Raw genomic sequence first — 26675 nt, forward strand, 5'->3', positions numbered from 1 at the left:
GAGGACTCTCAATGCATCGTCGTACCCTGCTTTCCCTGTTGGGCGCATCCGCCCTCGCACCTCTCGCCGGGCGTTCGCACTCGCAAGCCGCCTGGCCCAGCCAGCCGATTCGCCTGGTCGTGCCCTACCCGGCTGGCGGGGGCACGGACTTCTTCGCACGGCAGGTCGCGCCCGGCATGAGCCAGGCGCTGGGCCAGCCGGTGATCGTGGAGAACCGCCCCGGTGCGTCCGGCATCATCGGCGCGACTGCAGTGGCCAAGCAATTGCCCGCCGACGGCCACACCTTCCTGCTCGGCGACATGACCACCTATGCAGTCAACCCGAGCCTGTTCGAGAAACTCACGTACGACCCGCTGAAGGACTTGGCACCGGTCACGATGACTGCCAGGTTCGACTTCTTGCTGGTGGTGAACCCAAATGTGCTGCCGGTGAACAACGTGGCCGAGTTGACGGCCCTGGCAGCGCGCACGCCGGAGGGCATCAGCTACGCGTCGCCCAGCAACGGCACCACCCATCACCTCGCCGCCGAGCTGCTGGCGCGCGAGAGCGGCATGAAGCTGGTTGCGATCACCTACAAGGGCGGCGGCCCGGCCGTACAAGACCTGCTTGGCGGCCAGGTCGGCCTGATGTTCCTGGATCGCGCTTCGGCTCGCCCGCACATCGAATCGGGCAAGCTGCGCCCGATCGGCGCCGCGGGGAGCAAGCGCATCGCTGCGTACCCGAACGTGCCGACCATAGCCGAACAAGGCGTGAAGGGCTTCGACGTGGAAGGCTGGCAGGGTTTCATGGTGCGCGCGGGCACACCCGACGTCGTGGTGAAAGGTCTTGGCGTCGCCTACCAGAAAGCGATCGCGCCCGCCGAGATTCGCAAGAAGCTGACGGACGCGGGAATCGACGTCGTCGGCGGAACACCCGAGCAATTCAGCAGCTTCATCCAGGCGGAAACCGTGCGCTGGCGCAGCGTGATCCGCGAGCGGGGCATCAAGGCCGAATAGCGCCTCGTCCCAGATTCGTCGGAAGCGACGATTCGCGGACTCGCGCTTTGCGCGATCTTCGTCTCCATGTAACACAGGGGCGCGCAGCCCACAGGAGACACGAAGATGCGCATGCAAGGTCGGGTGGCCGTGGTCACCGGTGCTGGCAATGGACTGGGTCGCGAACACGCACTTCTGCTCGCACGTGAAGGAGCCCGCGTCGTCGTCAACGACCCGGGAGGCTCCGTCAACGGCGCGGGCGGCGACAACGCCGCGGCCGACAAGGTCGTCGCGCAGATCAGGGCCGCGGGCGGCAACGCAGTCGCCAACTACGACTCGGTCGCCACGCCCGAAGGCGCGCAGCGCCTGATCGACACCGCGGTCAAGAGCTTCGGGCGCGTCGATGCGCTCATCAACAATGCCGGCATCCTGCGCGACAAGAGTTTCGCCAAGATGGCGCTCGAGGACTTCGAGGCCGTGCTGCGCATCCACCTGCTCGGCTCGACGTATTGCACCAAGGCGGCATGGCCGCTGATGATCGAACAAAAGTACGGCCGCGTCATCATGACGACGTCGGTCGCGGGCACCAGCGGCAACTTCGGCCAAGCCAACTACGGCGCGGCCAAGATGGGCCTGCTGGGCCTGATGAACGTGCTGGCGGTCGAGGGCGCGAAAGCGAACATCAAGGTCAATGCAGTCAGCCCCGGCGCCACGACGCGCATGACGCAGGGCCTGGGCGCGGTGTCCAGCGAGATCGACGAGCTGATGCAGGCGGCGCACGTGGCGCCAGCGGTCGCGTACATGGCCAGCGAAGACTGCGACTTCAGCGCCAACATCATCACCGCCGCCGCGGGTGGCTTCGGCCGCGTGCAGTTCTTCGAGACCGCTGGTGTGCAGTTCGACCCGCGCAAACCCATCACCGTCGACATGTTCGCCGACGCCGTGGGCCGGCTCACCGATCTTGGCACCGCAAAGCCGACGGCACCCGGCGTGCTCGGGCAGATGCCCGCGCGCCTCGCCACGGTCGGCATCTTGCTCTGATCGGTACTGCCATGATCGATGCCTACCTGACGCCGGCGGACCGCGCCTTCCGCCTGGAGGTTCGCCAGTTCCTTCGGGAAAAGCTGCCGCCCCGGCTGGCCCGCCAGCAGCGCAGCCATTCGCACCTGCCACGCGAAGACGTCGTGGCCTGGCACCATATCCTGCATCGCAAGGGTTGGGGCGCGCCATCCTGGCCCGCGCAGTTCGGCGGCACCGGATGGACGCCGGTTCAGCGATTCATCTTCGAGGACGAGTGCGCGCTCGCCGATGCGCCGCCGTTGTCGATGTTCGGCATCAACATGGTGGGCCCGGTGATCTACACCTTCGGCAGCGAGGCGCAGAAGCAGCGTTTCCTGCCCGCGATCGTGGCGATGACGGAGCACTGGTGCCAAGGGTATTCCGAGCCCGGCGCGGGCTCGGACCTGGCGGGCCTGCGCACGCGCGCGGAAGTGGACGGTGACGACTACATCGTCGAGGGCAGCAAGATCTGGACGAGCGATGCGCACAAAGCGGACTGGATGTTCTGCCTGGTGCGCACCGACCCTGACGCCCGCCAGCAGCGGGGCATTTCCTTCTTGCTGATCGACATGAAGACGCCGCGCATCACGGTGCGGCCGATCATCTCCATCGACGGTGGCCACACGCTCAACGAAGTCTTCTTCGACAGCGTGCGGGTGCCGCGCACGAATCTCGTCGGCGAAGAAAACAAGGGCTGGACCTATGCGAAGTTCCTGCTCGGCCATGAACGATCCGCAACGCCCGAGGTGAGCCGCTCCAAGCGGCGCATGGTGCTGCTGCGCGAGATAGCGGCGACCATGGAGTCGGGCGGTCGGCCGCTGGCCGAGGACCCGCATTTCGCGCTGCGGCTCGCGGGCGCACAGGTGGAGCTGGATGCGCTGGAACTCACCAACCTGCGGCTGCTGCTGGACGACGCCTACGAAGGCGACTCCATGGCCGCGGCCAGCATGATGAAGCTGCGCGGCTCCGAGGTGATGCAGCTCATTACGGAGCTCACACTGGACGCGCTCGGCCCCTCCGTCATGCCGTACGAAGACGCGGGGGATGGATCGAGCCAGACACCGGGGGCGCCCGACTGCGCACTCGGCCGCGTCGAAGACTACTTCCTGCGCCGTGCCGCCACCATCTACGCGGGCTCGAGCGAGACGCAGCGCAACATTCTCGCCAAGCTGATCTTCGGCACTTGAAACCGGGAGCGACACTTTTGAAACTCGCATACAACGAAGACCAGCGGGCTTTGCGCTCCAGCGTGCAGGCCTGGCTGGCGAAGGAATACCCTCACGCCGTCTGGCGCCAGGTCGCCTGCGGCGCCCACGCGGGCGCACCGGTGTTCTGGAACGTTCTGGCCGAGATGGGCTGGCTCGCCGCACCGCTGCCGGAGCTACATGGCGGACTCGGCGGCGGCACGTCCGACGCGGCGGTGCTCGCCGAAGCCTTCGGTGGCTCGCTGCTATTGGAGCCGTTCCTCTCTACCGTGGTGCTCGGCGCCGGCCTCATCCAGGCTGCGGGCAGCGCGGCGCAGCAAACCGAATGGCTGCCGGCGATCGCCGAGGGGCGAACGCGCTTCGCGTTCGCACAGGCCGAGGCGCAGTCGCGCTTCGACCTGCACGACGTGCAGACCCGCGCCACACGCACGGCGACGGGCTGGAAGATAGACGGCGAAAAGGTCAGCGTTTGGGACGCGCCCGATGCCGAGATGCTGGTGGTGCTGGCGCGCAGCGGCGGCGGCCGGTTCGATGAAGGCGGCATCGGCCTCTTCCTCGTACCGCGCGACGCGGCGGGCGTCACCCTCCGCCGCTTCCCCATGGTCGACAAGCGGCCGGGCGCGCACGTGCGCTTCGACTCCGCACCGGTGCAGGCTGTGCTGGGCGACGTCGAAGCGGCGCTGCCGGCGGTGCGTCGCGTAGTCGACCAGGCACTGGCCGTTGTGGCCTCCGAAGCCTGTGGCGCGATGGAAACCGCGATCACGCAGACCGTCGATTACCTGCGCCAGCGCAAGCAGTTCGGCCAGCCGCTCGCCGAGTTCCAGGTGCTGCGCCACCGCGTGGTAGACATGCGCGTGCAACTCGAATGCAGCCGCTCTCTGGCTCTGCACGCCGCCTTCTGCGCCGACGGTGACGCTGCGGTGGCCGCGCGCGCGTCCGCCACGGCCAAGGTCCAGATCGGCCGCGCGGGCCGCTGGATCGGCCACCAAGCGATCCAGCTGCACGGCGGCATGGGCATGACCGACGAGCTCGCCATCGGGCACGTCATGAAGCGTCTGCTGATGCTCGACACTCTTTTCGGCAATGCCGACCACCACCAGCAGCGCCTGGCAACCCTCACCGCGCCGCAGCGCGCCGCAGCCTGACTTACGGCTCACATGCTGATCATCGAACCCCCTTCCAGGCTCGCCGACATGGTGGGCACCACCGTTGGCCCCGGCGAATGGCTCACTGTCGACCAGCGCATGATCGACGCCTTCGCCGAACTCACAGGCGACCGTCAGTGGATTCACGTGGACACAAAGCGCGCGGCGCGCGAGATGCCCGGTGGCAAGACGATCGCGCACGGCTTTCTGGTGCTCGCCCTGCTCGGGCGGCTGATGCCGCCGCTATACGACGTGCGTGGCACATCGCGCGTGCTGAACTACGGGTCGGACCGTTTGCGCTTCCTGAACGTCGTGTCTGCCGGCGCTCGTGTGCGCGCCACCATCGCGTTCAAGGCCGTGGAGCCAGCGCCAGGCGGTCGCAAGTGCGTGACCGAGACAACGATCGAGGTGGAGGGCCAGACCAAGCCCGCGCTCGTCGCCGAATCAATCTTCCTCTACTTCGACTGAGCCCCGCATGAGCATCAACGGCAAGGCGTACATCGCGGGCATCTATGAACACCCGACCCGGCTCGCCACCGACAGGAGCCTGGTGCAGCTGCACGCTGAAGTCGCGCGCGGGGCGCTCGAGGACGCCGGCCTGACCAAGGACGACGTCGACGCGTTCTACTGCGATGGCGGCGTGCCCGGCTTCGGCGCGCTCACACTCGCCAACTACATGGGCCTGAAGCTGCGCCATACGGATACCACGGAATCCGGCGGCTCGGCCCCCATCCTGCATGTGGGACACGCGGCGGAGGCCATCGCGGCCGGCAAGTGCCGTGTCGCGCTCATCACGTCGTGCGGCCGGCCGCGCGCCGCGGGGGTGGGCCCCAGCATGCCGGTCGATCCCGAGACGCCGGATGACGAGTTCGACTTCGCCTATGGGTGCCACCTCGCGCACGGCTACGGCATGGTGGCGCGCCGCCACATGCACGACCACGGAACCACCTCCGAACAGCTTGCCTGGATCAAGGTGGCCGCCTCGCACCATGCGCAGCACAACCCGAATGCGATGCTGCGCAAGGTGGTGACCGTGGAGGACGTGCTCGCTTCACCGATGGTGGCCGACCCGCTGCACCGGCTCGACTGCTGCGTCATCAGCGACGGGGGCGGCGCGATCCTCGTGGTGCATCCGGAGATCGCGCGTGAACTCAAGCGGCCACTGGTGAAGGTCCGCGGTGCGGGCGAGGCGGTGAAGATCCTCTCCGGCGGCATGTTTGATCTCGCGAGCTCAGCCGGCGGCGTGTCGGGCGCGGCCGCGTTCGCCGAAGCGGGCGTGAAGCCCGGCGATATCAAGTACGCGTCGCTCTACGACAGCTTCACCATCACCGTGCTCATGCAGCTGGAAGACCTCGGCTTCTGCGAGCGCGGCGCAGGCGGGCGTTTCGTCGCCGACGGCGGGCTGATCTCCGGCGTGGGCAGGCTGCCGTTCAACACGGACGGTGGCGGCTTGTGCAGCAATCATCCCGGCAACCGCGGCGGCGTCACCAAGGTGATCGAGGCCGTTCGCCAGGCGCGAGGCGAGGCGCACCCGCGTGTGCAGGTGCCCGGCTGCGACCTCGTCGTGGCGCACGGCACCGGCGGCTCGCTCGGCCAGCTCCACCAGTCGGCGACGCTCATCCTGGAAAGGGTCTGAACCATGCCCACCTTCGAGACGCAAACTTACTGGGACGCGGTCAATGACAAGCGCCTGCTGCTGAAGACGTGCGGGGACTGCGGACGCGTGCACTACACCCCCCGCAGCCACTGCCCCTTCTGCTTCAGCGCGGCCACGGAATGGACGAATGCCAGCGGCCGTGGCGAAGTCTATAGCTACAGCATCGCGAGCCGCGCCGAGCCACCCTATGTGGTGGCCTACGTGAAGCTCGCCGAGGGTCCGATGATGCTGACCAACATCGTGGGCTGCCCTCCCTCCGACGTTCGCATCGGCCAGCCGGTGCAGGTTACTTTCGCGCAGGACGCCGAGGGCCGCACCCGTCCCTACTTCCAACCCGCAAAGAAAGGCGCCGCATGATGGCTGACCTCATTGAATCCATTGAGGGGGGCGTCGCCACCCTCACCCTGAATCGCCCCGACAGCCTGAATGCCCTGTCCGATCCGATGATCGAGGCCTTGCTCTCCGCGCTGGACCGGTTCGGCCGCGACCCGAAGGTCGGCGCGATCGTGCTGGCCGCTTCCGGCCGCGCGTTCTGCGCGGGCGGCGACGTGAAGGCGATGGCGACTCCCGATCCCCGCACGCCGCAGCAGAAGCTGGACTGGGTGCGCTGGGGCCATCGCGTTCCGCTGGCGATGGCGAGCTGCCCGAAGGTCACCATCGCGAGCATCCAGGGCGCCACCATGGGCGCGGGCCTGGGCATGGCCCTGTGCTGCGACTTCCGCATCGTCGCGCGCTCGGCACGCTTCGGCCTCGCCTTCGTGAAGATCGGGCTTTCGACCGACTTCGGTGTGTCATGGCAGCTGCCGCGCATCGTGGGCGAAGCGCGCGCGCGGGAACTCATGCTCACGGGTGACATTTTCGACGCCGCCGCGGCCGATGCGATGGGGCTCGCGACACGTCTGGTCGATGACGACGCGCTCGCGCAGGAGACCCTGGCATGGGCGAGCCGCTTCGCAACCGGCCCCGTGCTGGCGCAGGCCGGCATCAAGCGCAACCTGCTTGCGTCGCAATCGCGCGGCTTCGCCGAGCTTCTGGAGTACGAGGCCGTGCAGCAGATCCACGCCACCGGGACGCAGGATCACAAGGAAGCCGTGAAGGCCTTCCTCGAACGGCGGGCGCCGGTGTTCCAGGGCCAGTGACACAACAGGAGACACCGCAATGAAGAAAATTACTCACGTGGGCGTGCTGGTGCACGACCTCGACGCCGCCATCGCCCAGTGGAGCGGGCTGTTCGGCTACCGCGAGATCAAGCGCATGGAGGTACCGCCCGAGGGCCTGCGCTCGGTGTTCCTGTCACGCGACGGCACGCCGGACCAGTTCATGGTGGAGCTCGTGCAGGTGGTGGACGAAGCCGACACCGGCAACCCCGTAGCGCGGCGCCTGCGCGATCACGGCGAAGGCATGCTGCACCTTTGCATGGTGGACGAAGACACCGGCGCCGTGGCACGTGAACTCGAGGCCAAGGGCGTGCGCTTCGCCGCACGTCCCACGTCCACGGGGCGCGGCGATGACCGGCTGATCCTGAGCCCACGCGCCACCAACGGCGCGATGGTCGAAATCCTGTCCCAGCGCGAATGGGACCAAGTGTGGGAACACGAACAGGACAAGGCGGCCACGGCATGATCATCCCCGAAGGCACCCGCCTCAAGCTGGACCCGCACGACGACTACACCCACGAGCCGGAGTCCGCGTCCCATTACAACGAGAGCATGTACTTCAATGCCTTCAGCCGGGAGGAAGGCATGGGCGCGTGGATGCGCATCGGCAACCGCCCGAACGAGGGCCATGCCGAGATGACCTGCTGCGTGCACCTGCCTGACGGTCAGGTGGGCTTCATGTACGGCCGCCTGGCCATCTCGCACAACCGCGAGATGAATGCGGGTCCCCTGCGCTTCGAGGTGCTGGAGCCGTGGAAGCGTTTCAAGGTGCGCTACGAGGGCGAGCTGCTGCTGATGAAGCGGCCGCTCGACATGACAGACCCGAGCGCCGCGTTCAAGTCGAACCCGAAGCGTGCGGCGGCAATCGAGCTTGAGTTCGAGGGCGTCGCGCCGGTCCACGGTGGCGAGATCGTCACCATGGATGGACAGCCCATCGTGCTGGACCCGGCGAACGCGGTCTTTCGCGGCCACACTGAACAGCATCTCGCTGCCGAAGGCCACATCACGGTGGATGGCAGGCGCTACCCCATCGCGGCAGGCACCGGCTACCGCGACAAGTCGTGGGGACCGCGCCACTGGCACAACTTCTTCTGGTACCGCTGGTTGCCGGTCACCTTCGACCGGGACTTCGGTGTGCTGCTGTCGATCATGGGGCGCAAGGGGCAGGAGCCCTTCATCATCGGCCACGTGTTCCAGGGCGGCCTGCTGCAGCCCGTGAGCGAGCTGCGCATGCACACCGAGTGGGACAGCGAGTTCATGCACCGGGGGTTCACCACCAGCTTCAATGCGAGTGGACGCAGCTACACGCTGGAAGGCCTGGTCCGCTCGTTGATCCCCCTGCGACACAAGCCCGCCGCGGGCGCGCAGCCCGGCAGCTTCACGCGCATCACCGAGGCCATGACCGAGTACCGCTGCGACGGGCGCACCACGCTCGGCATGTCGGAATTCTGCGATGTGGTGACCGGCGGCGTTCCCATCTCGCACCGCCTCGGCTGGAGCTGAGCGCGTGCGCGCCGTGCTGTGCCGCCGCCACGGGCCGCCCGAATCGCTGGAGCTCGCCGAGCTGCCGCCACTGGACGCAGGTGAAGGCGAAGTGGTGGTGAGCGTGCACGCAGCCGGCGTCAACTTTCCCGACACACTCATCATCGAGAACCGCTACCAGCTCAAGCCGCCACTACCGTTCTCGCCCGGCAGCGAGGTGGCCGGCACCGTGGCGCGCGTTGGCAAGGGTGTCACGGGATTCGCACCCGGTGACCCGGTGCTTGCGCTGTGCGGCTGGGGCGGTTTTGCCGAGGAAGTGGCGACGCGCCCCAGTGCGCTTGTTGCCCTGCCCGCCGGCGTTCCCATGGAATCGGCGGCGGTGCTCGCCGCAACCTACGGCACCACGTATTACGCGCTGCGCGACCGCGCGGCACTGCAGCCCGGAGAGACATTGCTCGTGCTGGGCGCGGCGGGCGGCACCGGTGCCGCCGCCATTCAGCTAGGCGAGCTGATGGGTGCACGCGTCATCGCAGCGGCATCGACCCGCGACAAGCTGGCACTGTGCCACAGGCTTGGCGCCGACGAGACGGTCGATTCATCTGCCGCGGACCTGCGCGGATCGCTCAAGGCGCTGACGGGGGGCCGCGGGCTGGACGTTGTCTACGACCCCGTCGGCGGCGCGCTCACCGAGGCCGCCCTTCGCGCCATGGCCTGGGGCGGACGGCTGCTGGTCATCGGCTTTGCGTCCGGCACCATTCCGCAGCCGCCACTCAACCTGACGCTGCTCAAGGGCTGCGCCATTGTCGGCGTGTTCTACGGCGCCTTCATGGAACGCAAGCCCGCGCGAAACGCCGCACTCATGCAGCAGCTGCTCGCGTGGGTCGGCGAGGGACGACTGCAGCCGGCGATCACGACCCGGCTGCCGCTGGCCGATGCGGCGACCGCACTGCGCGCGCTGGCCGACCGGCGCGCGCTCGGCAAGACTGTCCTGCTGACGTCCCTGGGCGCGGCAAGCGAGGCAAACGCATGAGCGAGACAACCCTCCCGGCGAACGACGTGGCCGATAGGCTGATGCGCGTGGCGAAACGCTGCATCCCCGGCACGCAGGAGGTCACCGGCGTACGCGAAATCACCAGCGGAGCCAGCCAGGCGCTCTGGGCCTTCGATGCCGTGACACCCCGCGGCGCCCTGCCACTGGTTGCGCGTTGCGCGCGCCTCTGGAGCGCGGAGATGCAGGCCAGCAGCGCGGGCATGGCGGCCGAGGCGGCGCTGCTGCGCGCAGCGGCTGCGGGCGGTGTGCCGGTGCCCGCAGTCCGCGGCGAACTTGTGCCGCAAGACGGTCTGGGTGAAGGCTATGTCATGGAGCGTCTCGAAGGCGAGACACGTGGGCCGCGCCTGCTGCGGGATCCGGCATTCGCCGAGCTGCGGCCGCGGCTTGCCGCCCAGTGCGGCGCGATCCTCGCGCGCATCCACGCGCTATCCCCCGCGGCACTGCCGCCCTTGCGTTGCGCGTTCGCGCGTGACGAGTCGCTGAACTGGGCCGGGCGGCACCGCGCCGCGGGCAGCGCGAGGCCGGTCTTCGCCTGGGCCTTTCGCTGGCTGCGCGAGAACGCGCCGCCACCGGCGGGCGAGCCGAAACTGGTGCACGCCGACTTTTGTAACGGCAACCTGATGGTTGGCCCCGAAGGCGTGCGCGGTGTGCTCGACTGGGAGCTCGCGCACTTCGGCGATCCCATGGAGGATCTCGGCCTCTTTTGCATGAATGCCTGGCGATTCGGGAACATCGACGCGCCGGCGGGCGGCTTCGGTTCTCGCGAAGCGTTCTTCGACGGCTATGCCGCCGTCAGCGGCGCACGGGTGGATGCCGCGCGCGTGCACTGGTGGGAGGTGTTCGGCACGCTGAAGTGGGGCGTGTCCTGCGAGAGCATGGGTCGCGCCTTCCTCGACGGCACCGACCCCTCGCTAGAGCGTGCCGCAATCGGGCGGCGCGCCTCCGAGACCGAGATCGAGCTGTTGCACCTGCTGGCACCCCGGCGCTGAACATCATGCAGGATTCTCCCGTTCCGCACGAACTGCTCGAAGGCGTAATCCGCTTCCTGCGCGACACAGCGCTGCCGCGACTGGACGGCCGCGCGGCCTACGACACGCGCATCGCGGCCAGCTTGCTGGCGACCGTGCAACGCCAGCTGGCGCGCCCGGCGGCGCGAGACGAGGCCGAGCGCGACAGCCTGCGCGCCTTGCTCGACAGCAACGCGGCCGACCTCGCCGTGCTCAATGGGCTGCTGTGCGAGCGCATCGAATCCGGTGCGCTGGCGCTGGACGACCCCGGGCTGCTGGACCATCTCTGGCGCGTGACGCTGGACAAGGTCGCCGTCGACCAGCCGAACTACAGCACCTACCAGCGCGTGATGGCCGCTGAGCGGGGCGATCGTGGCGCCGAAGGGTATCCCGGAGATGATGCGAATTCGTCGGATACGACGATAGGTCCCGCGCAGGGCCAACCTTAATCTCCGCTGACAGATGGCGAAGAGCCATTTCCCATTCAACGAGCCGACGGCCGCAAGCTGCCGCGGCCACAGGAGACAGGCATTGCTGCAACTGCAGATCATCTTGGCGGGCATCGCGCAAGGCTGTGTATACGGCCTGGTCGCGCTCGGCTTCGTCCTCATCTACAAGGCCACCGAGACCGTCAACTTCGCGCAGGGCGAGCTGATGATGCTGGGCGCATTCTTCGCGCTCGCGGGCATGGGGCTTTTCGGCTTGCCATTCTGGCTTGCATCGATGCTCGCCGTCGCTGCCATGGCGCTGGTGGGCCTGGGCATCGAGCGCGCGGTGATCCGGCCGGTGCTCGGCCAGCCCGCGTTCTCGATCGTGATGCTCACCTTCGGCCTCGGCTACATCGCGCGCGGCGGCGTGACGATGGTGCCCGGCATCGGCACCGACACGCACGCGCTCGCCGTGCCCTACAAGGGCGCGACGCTGCAGGCGGGCGGTGTCGTGCTGGCGGCCGAACAGATGATCATCATCGGCTGCACGGGCGCGCTGTGCCTGCTGCTGTGGATGGCGTTCCGTTTCACCCGCATCGGCATCGCAATGCAGGCTTCGTCGCAGAACCAGCTGGCCGCCTACTACATGGGCATTCCCGTGCAACGGCTCAACGGCCTGGTGTGGGGCCTCGCCGCCGCCGTGGCCGCCGCTGCCGGGATCCTGCTCGCCCCCTTCACGTTCGTGCATGCCAACATGGGCTTCATCGGCCTGAAGGCGTTTCCGGCGGCCATCGTGGGCGGCTTCAGCAGCCTGCCCGGCGCCATCGTGGGCGGACTGGTCATCGGACTGGTGGAGTCGCTCTCCGGCTTCTACCTGCCCGAAGGCTTCAAGGACGTGATGCCCTATGTGGTCGTCCTGATCATGTTGACCATCAAGCCCACCGGCCTCTTCGGCGAACGCGTGCGCAAGAAAGTCTGACGCCATGCAATTCGTCTTCAAGACCTCGTACGACCAGGACATCGACCTGGCCCGCCACAACGGACAGCGCTTCTGGTACGGCCTGCTCGGCGTCGCCGTGCTCGCCGCGCCCTGGGTCCTGCCCGAGTACTGGCTCGCGCAGCTCACGTTCATCTACATCTATGCCACCGTCGGTGTCGGCCTGATGCTGCTGGCGGGCTACACGGGGCAGTTCTCCATCGGCCACGCCGCCTTCATGGGCGTGGGCGCGTACGCAGAGGCTTACCTCACCTCGCGCGGCTGGGCGTTTCCCGCTGCGATGGCAACCTCCGTCGCCCTCTCCGCTGCAGTCGGCATAGTGGTCGGCCTGCCCGCGCTGCGCGTGAAAGGCCTCTACCTCGGCATCGCGACGCTCTCGTTCGGCTTTATCGTGGAAGAGGTGATGGCGCGCTGGGAAAGCGTCACCGGTGGCAACGCCGGCCGCTCCGTGCCCACCCCCGCCATCGGCGACTGGAAGATCGCCAGCGCCGAGCAGTTCTACCTGCTGTGCCTCGCCTGTGTGGTGGTGAGCACGCTGCTCGTGATGAACCTGCTGCGTTCGCCGACCGGCCGCGCGTTCGTGGCCATGCGCGATTCGGAGATCTCCGCGCAGAGCATGGGCATCACGCTGTCGGTCTACAAGTCGATGTCTTTCGCCATTTCGGCGGCACTCGCGGGACTGGGCGGCGCGCTGTACGCGCACAAGATGCAGTACATCTCGCCCGAGCAGTTCAGCATCATCCAGTCGATCGACCTGCTGCTGATGGTGGTCGTCGGCGGGTTGGGGTCCATCCACGGCGCCTTCCTCGGAGCGGCCTTCCTGATCGGCATGCCGCAGCTCATCTCGCTGGGCAAGGACGTGCTGCCGCCCGTGATCGGGCAGGCCGCGGGCCTGCAGGGCGTCATTTACGGCGGCCTGCTCATCGCCTTCGTGATGCTCGAGCCCATGGGCCTGTACGGGCGCTGGACGAAGATCCGCACCTGGCTGGAGCTGTATCCCTTCTACCGGCGCGGCATGTTCAAGCGCCAAAAAAGCTTCCAGAAATCCGACCGCCTGAAATGAGCAAGATCCCAGCTTCCGACGTGCTGCTCTCGGCACGCGACCTCACTGTCCGTTTCGGCGGTGTGGTGGCCGTCAACAAGGTCAGCTTCGACGTGAAACGCGGCGAAGTCTTCACGCTGATCGGGCCCAACGGCGCCGGCAAGACGACAGTGTTCAACCTGATCAGCCGAATCTACAACCCGAGCGGCGGCACGCTGACGTACATGGGTCGGAATCTCGCGACGGTGGCTCCCTCGCGCATCGCCCCGCTCGGCATTGCACGCACCTTCCAGAACATCGAGCTCTTCGAGCATGCGACCGTGCTGCAGAACCTCCTGATCGGCCGCCACGTGCATCGCCGCACCAGCGTGTGGTCGGAGATGCTGTTCCTGCCTGGGGTGCGCGCCGCAGAACGTGAAACGCGGCGCAAGGTCGAGGAGGTGATCGATCTGCTCGAACTCCAGCACTACCGCGACCAGCTCGTCGCCGGCCTGCCGTACGGCGTGCGCAAGGTCGTCGAGCTCGCCCGCGCGCTCGCCACCGAGCCCAGCCTGCTCCTGCTCGACGAGCCCTCGTCCGGCCTGAACGTGGAGGAAACCGGCGACATGGCGTTCTGGATCCAGGACATCCAGCGTGACCTGGGCATCACGATCCTGATGGTGGAACACGACATGGGCCTCGTCTCCAAGGTGAGCGACCGGGTGCTGGCCATGAACCAGGGCGAGGTGCTGGCGCTGGGTTCGCCCTCCGAGGTGCAGTCGAATCCGGCCGTGATCGAGGCCTACCTCGGCACCGTGGACGACGTCACGTCGTTGCGGCGGCCGCCGGGCAGCGTGCCTGCCGCAAGCCGAAGCGGCGCCCTTGCGCGGGGCGCCGAACCTGCCCGCGTGCTGCAACCTGCGACGGAGGCCGTGCAATGAGCGGGCCGATGTTGAGCCTCAACAACGTGGAAAGCGTGTACGGCCCCATCAAGGCCATCCGCGGCGTCAGCCTGGATGTGCAGCCCGGTCAGATCGTGGCCGTGCTGGGCTCCAACGGCGCCGGCAAAACGACCATCCTCAAGACCATCTCCGGCATCCTCGACCCACGCAAGGGCAGCGTGCATTTCCGCGGCGCGGACATCACGGCGACCGACCCGGCGCTGATCGTGCGCCGTGGCCTGTCGCATGTTCCCGAAGGCCGCGAGGTCTTTCCGCTGCTGTCCGTGCGCGACAACCTGCTCATGGGCGCCTACACCCGGCGCGACCGCGACGCCGTGGCCGCCGACATGGATGCGGTGTTCCGCTACTTTCCGATCCTGAAGGACCGGGCCAGCCAGGACGCTGGGCTGCTCTCGGGCGGACAGCAGCAGATGTTGGCCATCTCGCGCGCCATCCTGGCTGGGCCCGAGCTGATCCTGCTGGACGAACCCAGCCTGGGCCTTTCGCCCAAGCTCACGAAGGAGATCTTCGAGATCGTGGTGCGGATCAACCGCGAACGCGGCACGACGATCCTGCTGGTAGAGCAGAACGCCAACATGGCACTCAACGCCGCCGACCACGGCTACGTGTTGGAGAACGGCCGCATCGTCATGGAAGACACCTGCGAGCGGCTGCGCGAGAAGGACGACATCAAGGAGTTCTATCTCGGCATGAAAGAGGCCGGCGTGCGCGGCGAGCGGCGATGGAAGAAAAAGAAAACGTGGCGGTAAGACAGCGATGAGCCCAAACCTCTGGAACCTCGACTCCTTCCGTGCGCGTCCCGAAGCGACGCTGCCCGGCGACACCATCCACGCCATGTTCTGGAACGGGGTGGCCGCACGCGGCGACCGCGTGCTGATGCGCCAGAAGGACTTTGGCATCTGGCGCGGCTGGAGCTGGCGCGACGTAGGCGCCACCGTGCGCGAGATCGCAATGGGCTTCGCCGCGCTTGGCGTGCGGCCGGGCGATTGCGTCTCCATCCTGTCGAACACGCGCGTCGAATGGGTGTGGTGCGACCTCGCCGTGCTGAGCGCGGGCGCGGTATCCAACGGCATCTACCCGACCGATGCGGCCGAACAAGTGCACTACCTGTGCGAGGACTCGCACACCGTGGTGCTCGTCGTCGAGGACGAAGAGCAGCTGGACAAGGCGCTTGCGGTGCGCGACCGCCTGCCCGCGCTCACCCACATCGTGCTGATCGACGCGACGGGGCTGGCCCACTTCAGCGACCCCATGGTCCTGACGCTCGACGAGGTGCGGCGGCGCGGCGCGGCATACGAAAAAGCGCATCCCGGGGAGTTCGACCGTCGTGTCACCTCCCGCGGCGCCGAAGACCTCGCGATCCTGATCTACACCTCAGGCACCACGGGTCGGCCCAAGGGCGCGATGCATTCGCACCGCGGCCTGCTCACGGTGCTGAAGGGCCAGAACGAGTTTCTGCCGCAGGACGAGCGCGACGAGCGCATGTGCTTCCTGCCACTGTGCCACGTGGCCGAGCGCGTCACCGGCCTGTACGCCTCGCTCTACACCGGCACGAAGATGAACTTCGTGGAGAACCCCGACACCGTGCCCGAGAACGTGCGCGAGATCGCACCCACCGTCTTCGGCGGTGTGCCACGGCTGTGGGAGAAGTTCTATTCCGCGGTGACCATCGCCGTGAAAGAAGCCGGTCCGGTGCAGCAGAAGCTCTATGGGTGGTCCATCGGCGTGGGTCAACAGGTGGCGCAACGCGTGCTGACGGGCCGACCGGTGAACCACTGGCTGCGCCTGAAGTACCGGCTGGCGGGCATCGCATCGCTCGACAACGTGCGCCGCTTCATCGGCATTCACCGCTGCCGCTTCCTCGTCACCGGCGCCGCGCCGATCGCGCCGGACCTGATCCGCTGGTACCTCGCGCTGGGTATTCCGATGCTGGAGTGCTGGGGCCAGACGGAGACAGCCGGCATCTCCACCTCGATGACACCGCACTCCATCCGCCTGGGCACCATCGGCCAGGCGCGCGACTACAACGCAGTGCGCATCGATCCGGCCACCGGGGAACTGCTGGTGCGAGGACCCAACGTGTTCATGGGCTACCTCAACCAGCCCGAGAAGACGGCTGAGACCATCGGCCAGGACGGCTGGCTGCGCACCGGCGACGTCGGAGCGGTCGACGAAGCGGGCTTCTTCCGCATCACGGACCGCATGAAAGACATCATCATCACGGCGGGCGGCAAGAACGTCACGCCCAGCGAGTGGGAGAACGAGCTGAAGTTCAGCCCCTACGTGACGGACGCGGTGGTGATCGGCGACCGGCGCCCCTACCTCACCGCCATCGTGATGATCGAGCAGGAGAACGTCGAGAAGTTCGCGCAGGACAACGATGTTCCCTTCTCCAACTACACCAGCCTCACGCGGGCGCTCGAAGTGCGCGCGCTGATCGAGGGCGAGATCGCGAAGGTGAACGCCAAGTTCGCGCGCGTGGAGCAGATCAAGAAGTTCTACCTGCTGGAGACACAACTCTCCGCCGAGGACGAGGAACTCACGCCCACCATGAAGCTGAAACGCAAGCTCGTGCAGCAGAAGTACGCGCCCCAGATCGAAGCCATGTACCAGTCCCAGTGAAACCAGATCCCGCCAGCACTATCAAGGAGACAGCATGAAACGCACCCTACTCGCGGCCGCCCTGTCGGGCGCGGCCATGGTCCTCGCCACCGCCCCTGCGCTCGCGCAGCAGGGAGTGACGAAGACCGAAGTCGTGATCGGCACGGCGCAGGACCTTTCGGGGCCGCTCGCGCCCTGGGGCAAGGACGTGCTCAATGGCATGAAGCTGCGCGTCGCCGAAGTCAATGAACAAGGCGGCGTCCACGGCCGCAAGATCCGGCTTCTGGTCGAAGACAACGGCTACGACCCGAAGAAGACGGTGCTCGCCACGCAGAAGTTGGTGAACCAGGAAAAGATCTTCGCGATGATGGGCCTGATGGGCAGCTCCGCTGCGATTGCCGCCATGCCCATCCTGCTGGAGAAGAACGTCATCAGCTTCATGCCGATGTCCAGCGCGCGCGAGATGTACGAGCCCGTGCACAAGCTCAAGTTCGGTTTCGCGCCCCCCAACTTCGACAGCATGAAGAACAGCGCACCGCGCGTGTACCAGGCCACCAAGTCGACCAAGGCCTGCGCCCTGTACCAGGACGACGACTTCGGACTCGAGGTCGCGCGCGGCGGCGAGGCCGGGCTGAAGGACATCAAGGTCGAGTTCGTCGAGAAGACCACCTACAAGCGCGGCGCCACGGACTTCTCGTCGCAGGTGGCGCGCCTGAAAAGCGCCGGCTGCGACTTCGTGCTGCTCGGCACGCTGATCCGCGAAACCGTGGGTGCCGTCTCCGAGGCCCGAAAGCTCGGGTTCAACCCCGTCTTCCTGGGCCCGCAGACGGTCTACACCGACCAGATCCCCAAGCTGGGCGGCAAGGCCATGGACGGCGTCTATGGCGACATGTTCGTGCAGTTCCCCTATGTCGACGATGCATCGCAGCCCGTGCGCTTCTGGGCCAACAAGTGGAAGACGCAGTTCAACGGCGACCCCACGGTTTATAGCGTGTACGGGTACCTGATCGCCGACCGCCTGGTGGCCGCGCTGCAGAAGTCCGGTCCCGCCCTCACGACCGATGCGTTCGTCAAAGCGATGGAGACGATGACGATCCCGCCCGACATCTTCGGCAGCCCCACTCTCACGTTCTCGCCTACCAAGCACATCGGTTCCACCGCGTCCCGCGTGTCGCAGCTGCAGGACGGCCGCTGGAAGGTGGTCTTCGACTATCCGAAGCAGTGAACGAGCAACGATGACGCGACATCACCAAGGAGACTCCATGAACCGCTTGTCCCTCGCCGCGGCGGCATTGGCCGCCGCGGCACTGACCACGCCGCTGCACGCACAACAGGGCGTGTCGAAGACCGAAGTCGTGATCGGAACCGCCACCGACCTGTCCGGACCGATCGCGGCCTGGGGCAAGGACTACGCGAACGGCGCGCGGCTACGCGTCGTCGAGATCAACGAGCAGGGCGGCATCCACGGCCGCAAACTGAAACTCCTGATCGAGGACAACGGCTACGACCCCAAGAAAACGGTGCTCGCCACGCAGAAGCTGGTGAACCAGGAAAAGATTTTCGCCATGCTGGGATTGATGGGCAGTGCCGCGGCCATCGCCGCCATGCCGGTTATCGTGGACAAGGGCGTGATCAGCTTCATGCCGATGTCGAATGCTCGCGAAATGTTCGATCCTCCGCACAAGCTGAAGTTCGGCTTCACCACGCCCAACTACGACGGCATGATGAACAGCACGCCGCGTGTCTACCAGGCGACGAAGTCGGCCAAAGCCTGCGCGCTGCTGCAGGACGACGAGTTCGGCCACGAAGTGCTCAAGGGCGCCGAGGCCGGCCTGAAGGGCATCAACGCCGAGATCCACGAGAAGACCACGTACAAGCGCGGAGCGACGGACTTCTCGTCCCAGGTACTGCGGCTGAGGCAGGCGAGCTGCGACTTCATCGTGCTGGGCACGCAGCTGCGGGAGACGGTAGGTTCCATCGCCGAGATGCGCAAGCTGGGCTACAACCCGACACTGATGGGATCCTCGTCGGCCTATACCGAACTCATCCCCCGCATTGGCGGCAGAGCCATGGACGGGCTCTACGCCGATATGTTCGCGCTGATCCCATACATGGATGACGCGTCGCAGCCGGTGCGCTTCTGGGCCAACAAGTACAAGACCCAGTTCGGCAATGACCCGACGGTATTCGCGGCTTATGGCTACATGACCGTGGACCGTTTCGCCGCAGGCCTGCAGAAGGCGGGGGCCCATCTCACGGCCGACAGCTTCGTGAAGGCGATGGAGTCGATCGCGATCCCGCCCGACATCTTCGGCAGCCCGAAGCTGACCTTCTCCCCGACCAGGCACATCGGCTCGCGCGCGTCGCGCATCTCCCAACTGCAGGACGGCCGCTGGAAAGTGGTGTACGACTACGCGGCAGACGCACGCTAGGCACGACAGGCGGCAAGGCGCAAGGAGTTCCGAATGACACGCAAGGTCCACGTGGCGGGAGTCGGCATGGTGCCGTTCTCCAAGCCTGGCGCGAGCGAACCATATCACCAACTCGGGGCCCGCGCGGCGCGCGCGGCGCTGGACGACGCGGGCATCGACTACCAGTCGATCGAGACCGTGTATGCCGGCTATGTGTACGGCGACTCGTGCAGCGGCCAGGCCGCGGCGTACCATCTGGGCCTGACGGGCGTGCCAGTCATCAACGTCAACAACAACTGCTCCACCGGCTCGACCGCGCTCTACCTGGCACGCCAGGCGGTGGCCAGCGGCGCGGCGGAGTGCGTGCTGGCGATGGGTTTCGAGCAGATGCAGCGTGGTGCCATCGCCGCGCACTGGACCGACCGGCCCGACCCCTCGCAGCGGCTGATCGACACCATGCACGCGATCCAGGGTGAGGCGCCCGGCGTGCCGGTGGCGGCGCAGCTGTTCGGCGGCGCCGGGCGCATGCACATGCAGCTCTACGGCACGCGGGCCGACACTTTCGCCCGCATCTCGGTGAAGGCGCGCCGCCACGCCGCCAACAACCCGCATGCGCTGTTCCGCGAGCCTCTGACGCTGGACGAGGTCATGGCGTCGCCCTCCGTCTTCGAGCCGCTGACGCGCCTGCAGTGCTGCCCGCCCACCTGCGGCGGCGCCGCTGCCGTGGTGTGCTCGCCCGAGTTCGCGAAGCGGCACGGCCTGAAGACCGACGTCTGGATCGCCGCGCAGGCGCTCACCACCGACGGCAACAGCAGCTTCGACGAGAAGGACATGCGCAAGCTGGTCGGCTACGACATGGCGCGCCGCGCGGCCACCACCGTGTACGAAGCGGCGGGCATCGGGCCGGAGGACATCCCGGTCGTGGAACTGCACGACTGCTTCACCGCGAACGAACTGATTACATACGAAGCGCTGGGCCTCGCGCCCGAGGGCGGCGCCGAGAAGTTCATTCTGGACGGGGACAACACCTACGGCGGCAAGGTGGTCACCAACCCCTCCGGCGGACTGCTCTCCAAGGGTCATCCGCTCGGCGCCACCGGGCTCGCCCAGTGCGCCGAGCTGGTGTGGCAGCTGCGCGGCCAGGCCGGCGCGCGGCAGGTGCCAGACGTCCGGCTCGCACTGCAGCACAATCTGGGTCTCGGCGGCGCCTGCGTCGTTACCCTCTACCAGCGGGCCTGAGCGGCCCGCGGCGGGCCGCCGCGGTGGTTTTGCGAAGGATCGCCATGCCCGCAGGGCTGGACATGCAGCACGACAACGATTCGGCAACTGCCGGTTCCCACGAACGCGCCGCGGCCAACGCGCCGCGCGCGGATGCGGCGCGTGCTGCCCTGCCCCGTACTGCCGCGCTCGGCGCGAAGCTCATCCCGCCGCAGCCCTCCGCCTTCGAGATTGCACGCACCGACGTGTGCGAACGCATCTTCGCAGCGGGCGCGGCAAAACTCGTGCTGCTCCGCGCCCCCGCGGGCTTCGGCAAGACCACCACTATGCTGCAGGTGCACGAACGCTTCGTGCAGACCGGCCTGCCGGCCGCCTGGCTCACACTCGACCGTGCCGACAACGACGTGGTGCGCTTCCTGGCCGGGTTGACCGCCACTTTGTCGCGGCTCATTCCCGAACTTGCGACGCCGCATGAAGGTGTCATCGGTCCCGATGAGCTGGCCTTCGCCGTCATTGACCGGGTGGCCGCGCACCCGGCGCCCTTCGCACTCTTCCTCGACGATTTCGAAGCGCTGCAGAACCCCGCAGCCATCGGCATCGTCAGCGAGTTGATCGAGCAGCTGCCGCGCGGTGCGCAGCTCATCGTCGGCTCGCGCGGCGTGCCGGAACTCGGCCTCGGCCGGCTGCGCGCGCGTGGCCGGCTGCTCGAGGTGGAGCCGGCGCAACTGCGTTTCACCGAGGGCGAGGCTGATGCCTTCCTGCGCCAGCGCCGGGGGTTGGTGCTCGGGCCGGACGACGTGCGCCGCCTGCACCGCAGTACTGAAGGCTGGGCTGCCGCGCTATGGCTTGCCTCCATCTCGCTCGAAAACCGCGACGATCCCGGGCGTTTCATCGCGGGCTTTTCCGGCTCCAATGCCGCTGTGGTCGAGTACCTGGTCGAGGACGTGCTGGCGCGGCAGAGCGAAGACGTGCGCGGCTTCCTGCTGCGCACCAGCCTCCTCGGCGAGCTGCACGCACCGTTGTGCGACGCGGTGTGTGGACGCGATGACAGCGCGCAGATGCTGCGCTGCCTGGAGCAGGCGCACCTGTTCCTCATCCCGCTGCAGGGCGACCACAGCCAGTACCGCTACCACGGCATGTTCGCGGAGTTCCTGCGCACCGAGCTGGCCCGCCAGCACCCGGCCGAGATTCCGGGTCTGCATCGCGCGGCTTCGCGCTGGTACGACGAACATCGCCGCCCCGTGCCCGCCATCGAGCATGCGCTGGCCGCGGGCGATCTCCCCTACGCGCTGCCCTCCCTGGCGCGGCATGCGCCGGCACTGCTCGAGGAAGGCCGGGTGCGCCTGCTGTCGCGCTGGCTCGATCCCTTGCTGGAGGCGGGTGCGCTCGACGCTTATCCCATGCTGCAGGTCGTGCATGCTTGGGCGGTGTGCTTCGCACGCGGACCGCGCGCTGCCGCCACCCTGCTTGATCGGCTGGAGCGAAGCGCGCATCCCGACCGCGAAGTGCGCGCGCACCGCCTCGCGATGCGCCCCCTCTTCCTGTCGCTGACCGACCAGATCGAGGAAGCGCTGCCACTTGCGGCAGCAGCGCTCGAGGAGATCCCGGGCGACATCGCCTTCGTGAGCGGCTTCCTCGAAGTCAACATGGCTAATCTGGCACTCATCGCCGGGCGCTACCACGACGCGCTGCGCTTTGCAGACGCGGCACGCTCGCGCCAGCCGGCGCACCGCAGTCCATTCAACTTCGCGCTATCGGAAGCCGCGGAGGCCGCCGTCGACATGACGCAGGGGCGGCTGCGCAAGGCGATCGCGGGCTTGCGCGTCGCCGTTAGCGCCGGCGCCATCGACGCGACGCAGCCCACCAACGGCAATGCGCTCGCCGGCATTCCCCTTGCGCTGGCGCTGTACGAGGCCGGGCAGCTCGAACAGGCAGAACGGCTGCTGGTGGTGTACCTGCCGCTGATCCGCGGCGTGGGCATTCCCGACGAGCTCATCATCGGCCACGTGGTGATGGCACGCATTGCGACCGACCGGGGCGATGCGGAACGCGCCGAACGGATGCTCGCCGAGCTGGAACACATCGGCCACCGCGACGGGCTGCCGCGTGTGGTGGCCACGGCCAGGCTGGAGCGCGTGCGGCTGCTCCTGATGGCAGACCGGCTGGCGCAGGCGCGCAGCGAACTCGACCGCTGCGGCGACAAGGACTTGTGGGCGCGCGTGGCGCGGCTCTCCCTGCGCGCGAACGAAGTCGAGACCTACGACGTGGCGCTGGCACGCTGGTCCGTGCGCACGGGACACGCCGGCGAAGTAATTCGCTTGCTGCGCACCGAGCTCGAGGCGGCGGAGCGCGTGCAGCGCGAGCGCCGTGCACTCACGCTGCGACTGCTGCTCGCGCAGGCGCTGTACCGCGACGACCAGCGCAACAAGGCCGTGCGCATGCTGGCGCGTGCGGTGCGTCTGGCATGGGCCGAGGGGTATGTGCGGGCGTTTCAGGACGAAGGCGAGCTATTGATGGTGATCCTGCGCGAACTGCGGGCCATGCCCGACCTCGTGCGAGAGGACGGCCATGGAGACGAGGCGCTCGCGTTCATCGACCGGCTGCTGCGCGCACCGCCGCCGCCCACGCCGGCTGTCGCGCCCGATGGAAGGCCCGAATCGTCCGTGGCAGCCACCGAACTGCTCACGCGCAAGGAGCTGCAGGTGCTGCGGCTCGCGGCCGAAGGCCTGACCAACGACGAACTTGCGGAGCGCCTCTTCGTCGCCGAGACGACGGTACGCACGCATTTGCGCAACATCAACGTCAAGCTCGATACCCGAAGCCGGGTCGAGGCGATTGCCGCGGCACGCAGGCTTGGGCTGATCGGTTAGTCCGCCGCGCCCTTCCAAATCGTCGTTCCCGACGATGACTCTCCTGCGTCTGCCGGGCACAGTCGCGCCATGACAGAAGCCTTCATTCTCGACGCCGTGCGCACGCCGCGCGGCAAGGGCCGCGCGAGCGGCGCCCTCCACGAAATCGGCCCGGCTCGCCTCGCGGCCGGACTGCTCACTGCCCTGCAGGAGCGCAACGGCTTCGCGCCCGAGCTGGTGAACGACGTCTTGCTCGGCTGTGGGGAACCCTCACTGGAGCAGGCCTCCGACGTGGCCAAGGCCGTGACCTTCGCCGCGCCCGGCTTCTCGCACGTGCCCGGCGTGCAGATCAACCGGTTCTGCGGCTCCGGGCTCGAAGCGTGCAACTTCGCCTCGGCCATGATCATGGCGGGCCAGGCCGAGCTGATGATCGGCGGCGGCGTGGAAAGCATGTCGCGCGTGCCCATGTTCGCGGGCGGCGGCGCCTGGGTCACGGACCCGCAGATCACCATTCCCAACCGCATCGTGCCGCAAGGCGTGTCCGCCGATCTGATCGCCACGCTGTACGGCTACAGCCGCCGCGACGTGGACGCGTACGCGGTGGAAAGCCAGCGTCGCGCCGCCGCCGCATGGGCCGAGAGCCGCTTCGCGCGCGGCATCGTACCCGTGCGTGAAGTCAACGGCCTGACGGTGCTGGAGCGCGACGAACACGTGCGTGGGGACACCACGATGGAATCTCTTGCCAAGCTCGAGCCCTCATTCACCGTGATGGGGGAGCGCATGGGCTTCGACGCGATGGCGCTGCAGCGCTACCCCGAACTCGCCGCCATCGAGCACGTGCACCACGCCGGCAACTCGTCCGGCATCGTGGACGGCGCCTCGGCGGTGCTGATCGGCAGCGGCGACATGGCGAAAAAACTGGGGGTGAAGCCCCGTGCACGCGTGCGTAGCTTCGGCACCGTGGGCACCGAGCCCACCATCATGCTCACGGGCCCCGCGCCGGCGGCTCAGGCCGCCTTGGCGCGTGCCCGCATGACACCGCGCGACATCGATCTGTTCGAGTGCAACGAAGCCTTCGCCGCCGTGGTGCTGCGCTTCATGGACGTACTGGACATACCGCACGAAAAGGTCAACGTCAATGGCGGCGCCATTGCCATGGGACATCCCCTGGGGGCCACCGGCGGCATGCTGCTGGGAACGGTGCTCGAAGAACTGGAACGCCGCAATCTCGCCACCGGCCTCATCACCCTGTGCGTGGGCGGCGGCATGGGCTCGGTGATGATCATCGAGCGCGTGTGACGCGGCAAGACAAGGAATCGCAATGATCGACTACCACATCGACGCCGACGGCATCGTGACGCTCACCATCGACGTGGCCGACCGGCCCATGAACGTCCTGAACCACGCCTCCATCGCGGCCTTCGACGCCGCGGTGAAGAAAGCCATCGCCGACCCGGCGGCCAAGGGCGTGATCGTCACCTCCTCGCGGCCCGAGTTCGTCGCCGGTGGCGACCTCGACCTCATTCGCAACATCCGCACGGCGGAAGAATCGTTTGCGGCGGGCGGCCCCTTCAGCAAGACGCTGCGCCTGCTGGAGACGTCCGGCAAACCCTTCGTCGCGGCGATCAACGGCAGCGCGCTCGGCGGCGGGCTGGAGATCTGCCTGGCCTGCCATCGACGCATCGTCGCCGACGATCCGGGGATCCAGCTCGGCCTTCCGGAAGTGACGCTCGGCCTGCTTCCGGCCGCGGGCGGCACGCAGCGCCTGCCGCGCATGATCGGCATCAAGAATGCCCTGCCCTACCTGCTGGAAGGCCGCAAGGCGGATCCGGCCAAGGCGCTCGAGGCTGGCATCGTCGACGAGGTCGTACCCGCCGCGCAGTTGCTGGAACGCGCCCGCACCTGGCTGCTGGCGGACGGCGTCAAGGCGGTGCAAAAGCCCTGGGACGGCAAGAACTTCAAGTTCCCCGGTGGCGGCCCCCAGACCCCCGGACCCACCCAGATTTTCTTCGCTGCGGGCGGTGCGCTGCTGGCCAAGACACAGGGCCTGATTCCGGCGCCCGAGGCGATCCTGGCCTGCGTGTACGACGGCTGCCAGGTGGACCTGGACACGGGCCTGCGCATCGAGCAGCGGCAGTTTGCCCGGCTCGCCACGTCGCAGTCCACCAAGAACATGATCCGCACGCTCTTCTACGACATGGGCGAAGCGAACCGGCTGGCGGACCGCGCGAAGGACGTGCCGGTGCGCAAGTACACCAAGGTGGCGGTCCTCGGCGCCGGCATGATGGGCGCTGGGCTTGCGCACGTGAGCGCGGTCGCCGGGCTGGAGGTGGTGTTGCTCGACACGACGCTCGACGCGGCCGAAAAAGGCAAGGCCTATGGCGCGAAGATCATGGATGCGCAGGTGGCGAAGGGCCGCATGGCGCAGGACAAGCGCGACGCCACGCTGGCACGCGTGAAGGCATCCACCGACTACGCCGATCTCGCCGGCTGCGAAATCGTGATCGAGGCGGTATTCGAAGACCGAGCGGTGAAGGCGGAAGTCACTCGCCGCGCCGAAGCTGCGATGGCCCCGGACGCGATCTTCGCGTCCAACACATCCACGCTGCCCATCACCGGGCTCGCCGAGGTGTCGCAGCGGCCGGCGCAGTTCGTCGGCCTGCACTTCTTCTCGCCGGTGGAAAAGATGCCGCTGGTGGAAGTGATCCGCGGCACGAAGACGAGCGAGGCGACCATCGCGCAGGCGCTCGACTTCGCCAAGCGCATCCGCAAGACGCCGATCGTGGTGAACGACTGCCCGGCCTTCTACGCCAACCGCGCGTTCGGCATGTTTCCCTACGAGGCAATGACGCTGCTTGGCGAAGGCGTCAAACCCGCGCTGATCGAGAACGCGGGACGCATGGCCGGCATGCCAATGCCGCCGCTGGCGCTTATCGACGAGTTCTCGGTCGAACTGCTGCACAAGGCGCTGAAGCAGGCGCGCATCGACCAGGGCGCGGCGTACCGGCCCCAGCCTCAGGACGCGGTGATGGACACGATGGTCGAGAAGCTGGGGCGCATCGGCCGCAAGGCCGGCCAGGGCTTCTACGAGTACCCGGCCGACGGGCAGAAGCGCCTGTGGCCCGGCCTGGCGGAACACTTCCCGCTAGCGAAAGAGCAACCCACGGTGGATGAAGTGCGCGACCGGCTGATGATGGCGCAGTCGCTCGAGGCGGCGCGCTGCGTGGCCGAAGGCATCGTCACCGAGCGCGATGCCGATGTGGGCTCGCTCCTCGGCTGGGGTTTCCCGTCCGTGCTGGGCGGCGTGCTCGGCTACATCGACACCGTGGGTCCGGCGCGCTTTGTCCAGCGATGCGACGAACTCGCCCGGCGCCATGGCGAGCGTTTCGCGGTGCCCCCCGCGCTGCGGGAACTCGCGGCCACGGGCGGCCATTACCGCGAAGCGTGACGC

Annotated in this window: 24 protein-coding genes; all 24 read left to right on the top strand. The window is 67.6% G+C overall.

All coding sequences use genetic code 11. The features are described from left to right. Positions 1-11: 11 nt before the first annotated feature. Complete coding sequence (locus HNE04_RS25820) at positions 12-995, top strand: Bug family tripartite tricarboxylate transporter substrate binding protein (protein WP_172226136.1); 984 nt, start codon at positions 12-14, stop codon at positions 993-995. Positions 996-1100: 105 nt separating this feature from the next. Beyond that, positions 1101-2015 carry an SDR family NAD(P)-dependent oxidoreductase gene (locus HNE04_RS25825; RefSeq protein ID WP_207717727.1) on the top strand — a complete coding sequence of 305 codons (915 nt, stop codon included), beginning with the start codon at positions 1101-1103 and terminating at the stop codon, positions 2013-2015. Positions 2016-2026: 11 nt separating this feature from the next. Next, positions 2027-3220: an acyl-CoA dehydrogenase family protein gene (locus HNE04_RS25830; protein ID WP_172226139.1), complete on the top strand. Its 1194-nt coding sequence runs from the start codon at positions 2027-2029 to the stop codon at positions 3218-3220. Positions 3221-3237: 17 nt separating this feature from the next. Next, positions 3238-4383, top strand: a complete 1146-nt coding sequence (locus HNE04_RS25835; protein WP_172226142.1) for an acyl-CoA dehydrogenase family protein — start codon at positions 3238-3240, stop codon at positions 4381-4383. Positions 4384-4395: 12 nt separating this feature from the next. Continuing rightward, a complete protein-coding gene (locus tag HNE04_RS25840; protein WP_172226145.1) occupies positions 4396-4851 on the top strand; it encodes a MaoC family dehydratase in 456 nt (151 codons plus the stop codon). 7 nt (positions 4852-4858) lie between these two features. After that, positions 4859-6019, top strand: coding sequence for a thiolase domain-containing protein (locus HNE04_RS25845; RefSeq protein ID WP_172226148.1), 1161 nt, complete (start codon positions 4859-4861; stop codon positions 6017-6019). Positions 6020-6022: 3 nt separating this feature from the next. Then, positions 6023-6397 (top strand): Zn-ribbon domain-containing OB-fold protein, encoded by a 375-nt coding sequence (locus HNE04_RS25850; protein ID WP_172226151.1) that lies wholly within the window; start codon positions 6023-6025, stop codon positions 6395-6397. Beyond that, entirely contained in the window at positions 6397-7179 is a 783-nt protein-coding gene (locus HNE04_RS25855; protein ID WP_172226154.1) for an enoyl-CoA hydratase/isomerase family protein, read from the top strand. Before HNE04_RS25850 ends, HNE04_RS25855 begins: the two co-directional genes overlap by 1 nt. Before the next feature lie 19 nt (positions 7180-7198). Beyond that, positions 7199-7663, top strand: coding sequence for a VOC family protein (locus HNE04_RS25860; protein WP_172226157.1), 465 nt, complete (start codon positions 7199-7201; stop codon positions 7661-7663). After that, positions 7660-8700, top strand: a complete 1041-nt coding sequence (locus tag HNE04_RS25865) for a DUF7064 domain-containing protein (RefSeq protein WP_172226160.1) — start codon at positions 7660-7662, stop codon at positions 8698-8700. The genes HNE04_RS25860 and HNE04_RS25865 overlap by 4 nt, the downstream gene beginning before the upstream one ends. 4 nt (positions 8701-8704) lie before the next feature. After that, positions 8705-9709 (top strand): NADPH:quinone oxidoreductase family protein, encoded by a 1005-nt coding sequence (locus tag HNE04_RS25870; protein ID WP_172226163.1) that lies wholly within the window; start codon positions 8705-8707, stop codon positions 9707-9709. After that, positions 9706-10719: a phosphotransferase family protein gene (locus tag HNE04_RS25875; RefSeq protein ID WP_235965425.1), complete on the top strand. Its 1014-nt coding sequence runs from the start codon at positions 9706-9708 to the stop codon at positions 10717-10719. The genes HNE04_RS25870 and HNE04_RS25875 overlap by 4 nt, the downstream gene beginning before the upstream one ends. Before the next feature lie 5 nt (positions 10720-10724). Further along, entirely contained in the window at positions 10725-11186 is a 462-nt protein-coding gene (locus HNE04_RS25880) for a DUF6285 domain-containing protein (RefSeq protein ID WP_172226166.1), read from the top strand. 82 nt (positions 11187-11268) lie between these two features. Next, the gene (locus tag HNE04_RS25885) at positions 11269-12144 is read left to right on the top strand and encodes a branched-chain amino acid ABC transporter permease (RefSeq protein ID WP_172226169.1); all 876 of its coding nucleotides are present in this window, start codon (positions 11269-11271) and stop codon (positions 12142-12144) included. A 4-nt stretch (positions 12145-12148) separates the two neighbouring features. Then, the gene (locus tag HNE04_RS25890) at positions 12149-13225 is read left to right on the top strand and encodes a branched-chain amino acid ABC transporter permease (protein WP_172226172.1); all 1077 of its coding nucleotides are present in this window, start codon (positions 12149-12151) and stop codon (positions 13223-13225) included. Further along, positions 13222-14124, top strand: coding sequence for an ABC transporter ATP-binding protein (locus HNE04_RS25895; RefSeq protein ID WP_172226175.1), 903 nt, complete (start codon positions 13222-13224; stop codon positions 14122-14124). Before HNE04_RS25890 ends, HNE04_RS25895 begins: the two co-directional genes overlap by 4 nt. An 8-nt stretch (positions 14125-14132) precedes the next feature. After that, on the top strand, positions 14133-14894 hold the full coding sequence (locus HNE04_RS25900) for an ABC transporter ATP-binding protein (protein WP_407926623.1): 762 nt from the start codon (positions 14133-14135) through the stop codon (positions 14892-14894). Between the two features lie 7 nt (positions 14895-14901). Next, on the top strand, positions 14902-16767 hold the full coding sequence (locus HNE04_RS25905; RefSeq protein WP_172226181.1) for an AMP-dependent synthetase/ligase: 1866 nt from the start codon (positions 14902-14904) through the stop codon (positions 16765-16767). Between the two features lie 34 nt (positions 16768-16801). Beyond that, a complete protein-coding gene (locus tag HNE04_RS25910) occupies positions 16802-17971 on the top strand; it encodes an ABC transporter substrate-binding protein (RefSeq protein WP_172226184.1) in 1170 nt (389 codons plus the stop codon). A gap of 37 nt (positions 17972-18008) precedes the next feature. Then, a complete protein-coding gene (locus HNE04_RS25915; protein ID WP_172226187.1) occupies positions 18009-19178 on the top strand; it encodes an ABC transporter substrate-binding protein in 1170 nt (389 codons plus the stop codon). A 33-nt stretch (positions 19179-19211) separates the two neighbouring features. Then, the gene (locus tag HNE04_RS25920; protein WP_172226190.1) at positions 19212-20396 is read left to right on the top strand and encodes a lipid-transfer protein; all 1185 of its coding nucleotides are present in this window, start codon (positions 19212-19214) and stop codon (positions 20394-20396) included. Between the two features lie 62 nt (positions 20397-20458). Further along, positions 20459-23245, top strand: coding sequence for a LuxR C-terminal-related transcriptional regulator (locus HNE04_RS25925; protein WP_172226193.1), 2787 nt, complete (start codon positions 20459-20461; stop codon positions 23243-23245). A 69-nt stretch (positions 23246-23314) separates the two neighbouring features. Next, on the top strand, positions 23315-24523 hold the full coding sequence (locus HNE04_RS25930) for an acetyl-CoA C-acetyltransferase (protein ID WP_172226196.1): 1209 nt from the start codon (positions 23315-23317) through the stop codon (positions 24521-24523). A 22-nt stretch (positions 24524-24545) separates the two neighbouring features. Further along, the gene (locus tag HNE04_RS25935; protein WP_172226199.1) at positions 24546-26672 is read left to right on the top strand and encodes a 3-hydroxyacyl-CoA dehydrogenase NAD-binding domain-containing protein; all 2127 of its coding nucleotides are present in this window, start codon (positions 24546-24548) and stop codon (positions 26670-26672) included. Positions 26673-26675: the final 3 nt, after the last annotated feature.

This window comes from Caenimonas soli, assembly GCF_013155545.1.
Taxonomy (GTDB): domain Bacteria; phylum Pseudomonadota; class Gammaproteobacteria; order Burkholderiales; family Burkholderiaceae_C; genus Ramlibacter; species Ramlibacter soli.

Excerpts from the sequence above, each read along its gene's own strand:
- HNE04_RS25820 (WP_172226136.1), top strand. The coding sequence starts at position 12 with ATGCATCGTCGTACCCTGCTTTCCCTGTTGGGCGCATCCGCCCTCGCA.
- HNE04_RS25825 (WP_207717727.1), top strand. The coding sequence starts at position 1,101 with ATGCGCATGCAAGGTCGGGTGGCCGTGGTCACCGGTGCTGGCAATGGA.
- HNE04_RS25830 (WP_172226139.1), top strand. The coding sequence starts at position 2,027 with ATGATCGATGCCTACCTGACGCCGGCGGACCGCGCCTTCCGCCTGGAG.
- HNE04_RS25840 (WP_172226145.1), top strand. The coding sequence starts at position 4,396 with ATGCTGATCATCGAACCCCCTTCCAGGCTCGCCGACATGGTGGGCACC.
- HNE04_RS25845 (WP_172226148.1), top strand. The coding sequence starts at position 4,859 with ATGAGCATCAACGGCAAGGCGTACATCGCGGGCATCTATGAACACCCG.
- HNE04_RS25850 (WP_172226151.1), top strand. The coding sequence starts at position 6,023 with ATGCCCACCTTCGAGACGCAAACTTACTGGGACGCGGTCAATGACAAG.
- HNE04_RS25855 (WP_172226154.1), top strand. The coding sequence starts at position 6,397 with ATGGCTGACCTCATTGAATCCATTGAGGGGGGCGTCGCCACCCTCACC.
- HNE04_RS25860 (WP_172226157.1), top strand. The coding sequence starts at position 7,199 with ATGAAGAAAATTACTCACGTGGGCGTGCTGGTGCACGACCTCGACGCC.
- HNE04_RS25865 (WP_172226160.1), top strand. The coding sequence starts at position 7,660 with ATGATCATCCCCGAAGGCACCCGCCTCAAGCTGGACCCGCACGACGAC.
- HNE04_RS25875 (WP_235965425.1), top strand. The coding sequence starts at position 9,706 with ATGAGCGAGACAACCCTCCCGGCGAACGACGTGGCCGATAGGCTGATG.
- HNE04_RS25880 (WP_172226166.1), top strand. The coding sequence starts at position 10,725 with ATGCAGGATTCTCCCGTTCCGCACGAACTGCTCGAAGGCGTAATCCGC.
- HNE04_RS25890 (WP_172226172.1), top strand. The coding sequence starts at position 12,149 with ATGCAATTCGTCTTCAAGACCTCGTACGACCAGGACATCGACCTGGCC.
- HNE04_RS25895 (WP_172226175.1), top strand. The coding sequence starts at position 13,222 with ATGAGCAAGATCCCAGCTTCCGACGTGCTGCTCTCGGCACGCGACCTC.
- HNE04_RS25900 (WP_407926623.1), top strand. The coding sequence starts at position 14,133 with ATGTTGAGCCTCAACAACGTGGAAAGCGTGTACGGCCCCATCAAGGCC.
- HNE04_RS25905 (WP_172226181.1), top strand. The coding sequence starts at position 14,902 with ATGAGCCCAAACCTCTGGAACCTCGACTCCTTCCGTGCGCGTCCCGAA.
- HNE04_RS25910 (WP_172226184.1), top strand. The coding sequence starts at position 16,802 with ATGAAACGCACCCTACTCGCGGCCGCCCTGTCGGGCGCGGCCATGGTC.
- HNE04_RS25915 (WP_172226187.1), top strand. The coding sequence starts at position 18,009 with ATGAACCGCTTGTCCCTCGCCGCGGCGGCATTGGCCGCCGCGGCACTG.
- HNE04_RS25920 (WP_172226190.1), top strand. The coding sequence starts at position 19,212 with ATGACACGCAAGGTCCACGTGGCGGGAGTCGGCATGGTGCCGTTCTCC.
- HNE04_RS25925 (WP_172226193.1), top strand. The coding sequence starts at position 20,459 with ATGCAGCACGACAACGATTCGGCAACTGCCGGTTCCCACGAACGCGCC.
- HNE04_RS25930 (WP_172226196.1), top strand. The coding sequence starts at position 23,315 with ATGACAGAAGCCTTCATTCTCGACGCCGTGCGCACGCCGCGCGGCAAG.
- HNE04_RS25935 (WP_172226199.1), top strand. The coding sequence starts at position 24,546 with ATGATCGACTACCACATCGACGCCGACGGCATCGTGACGCTCACCATC.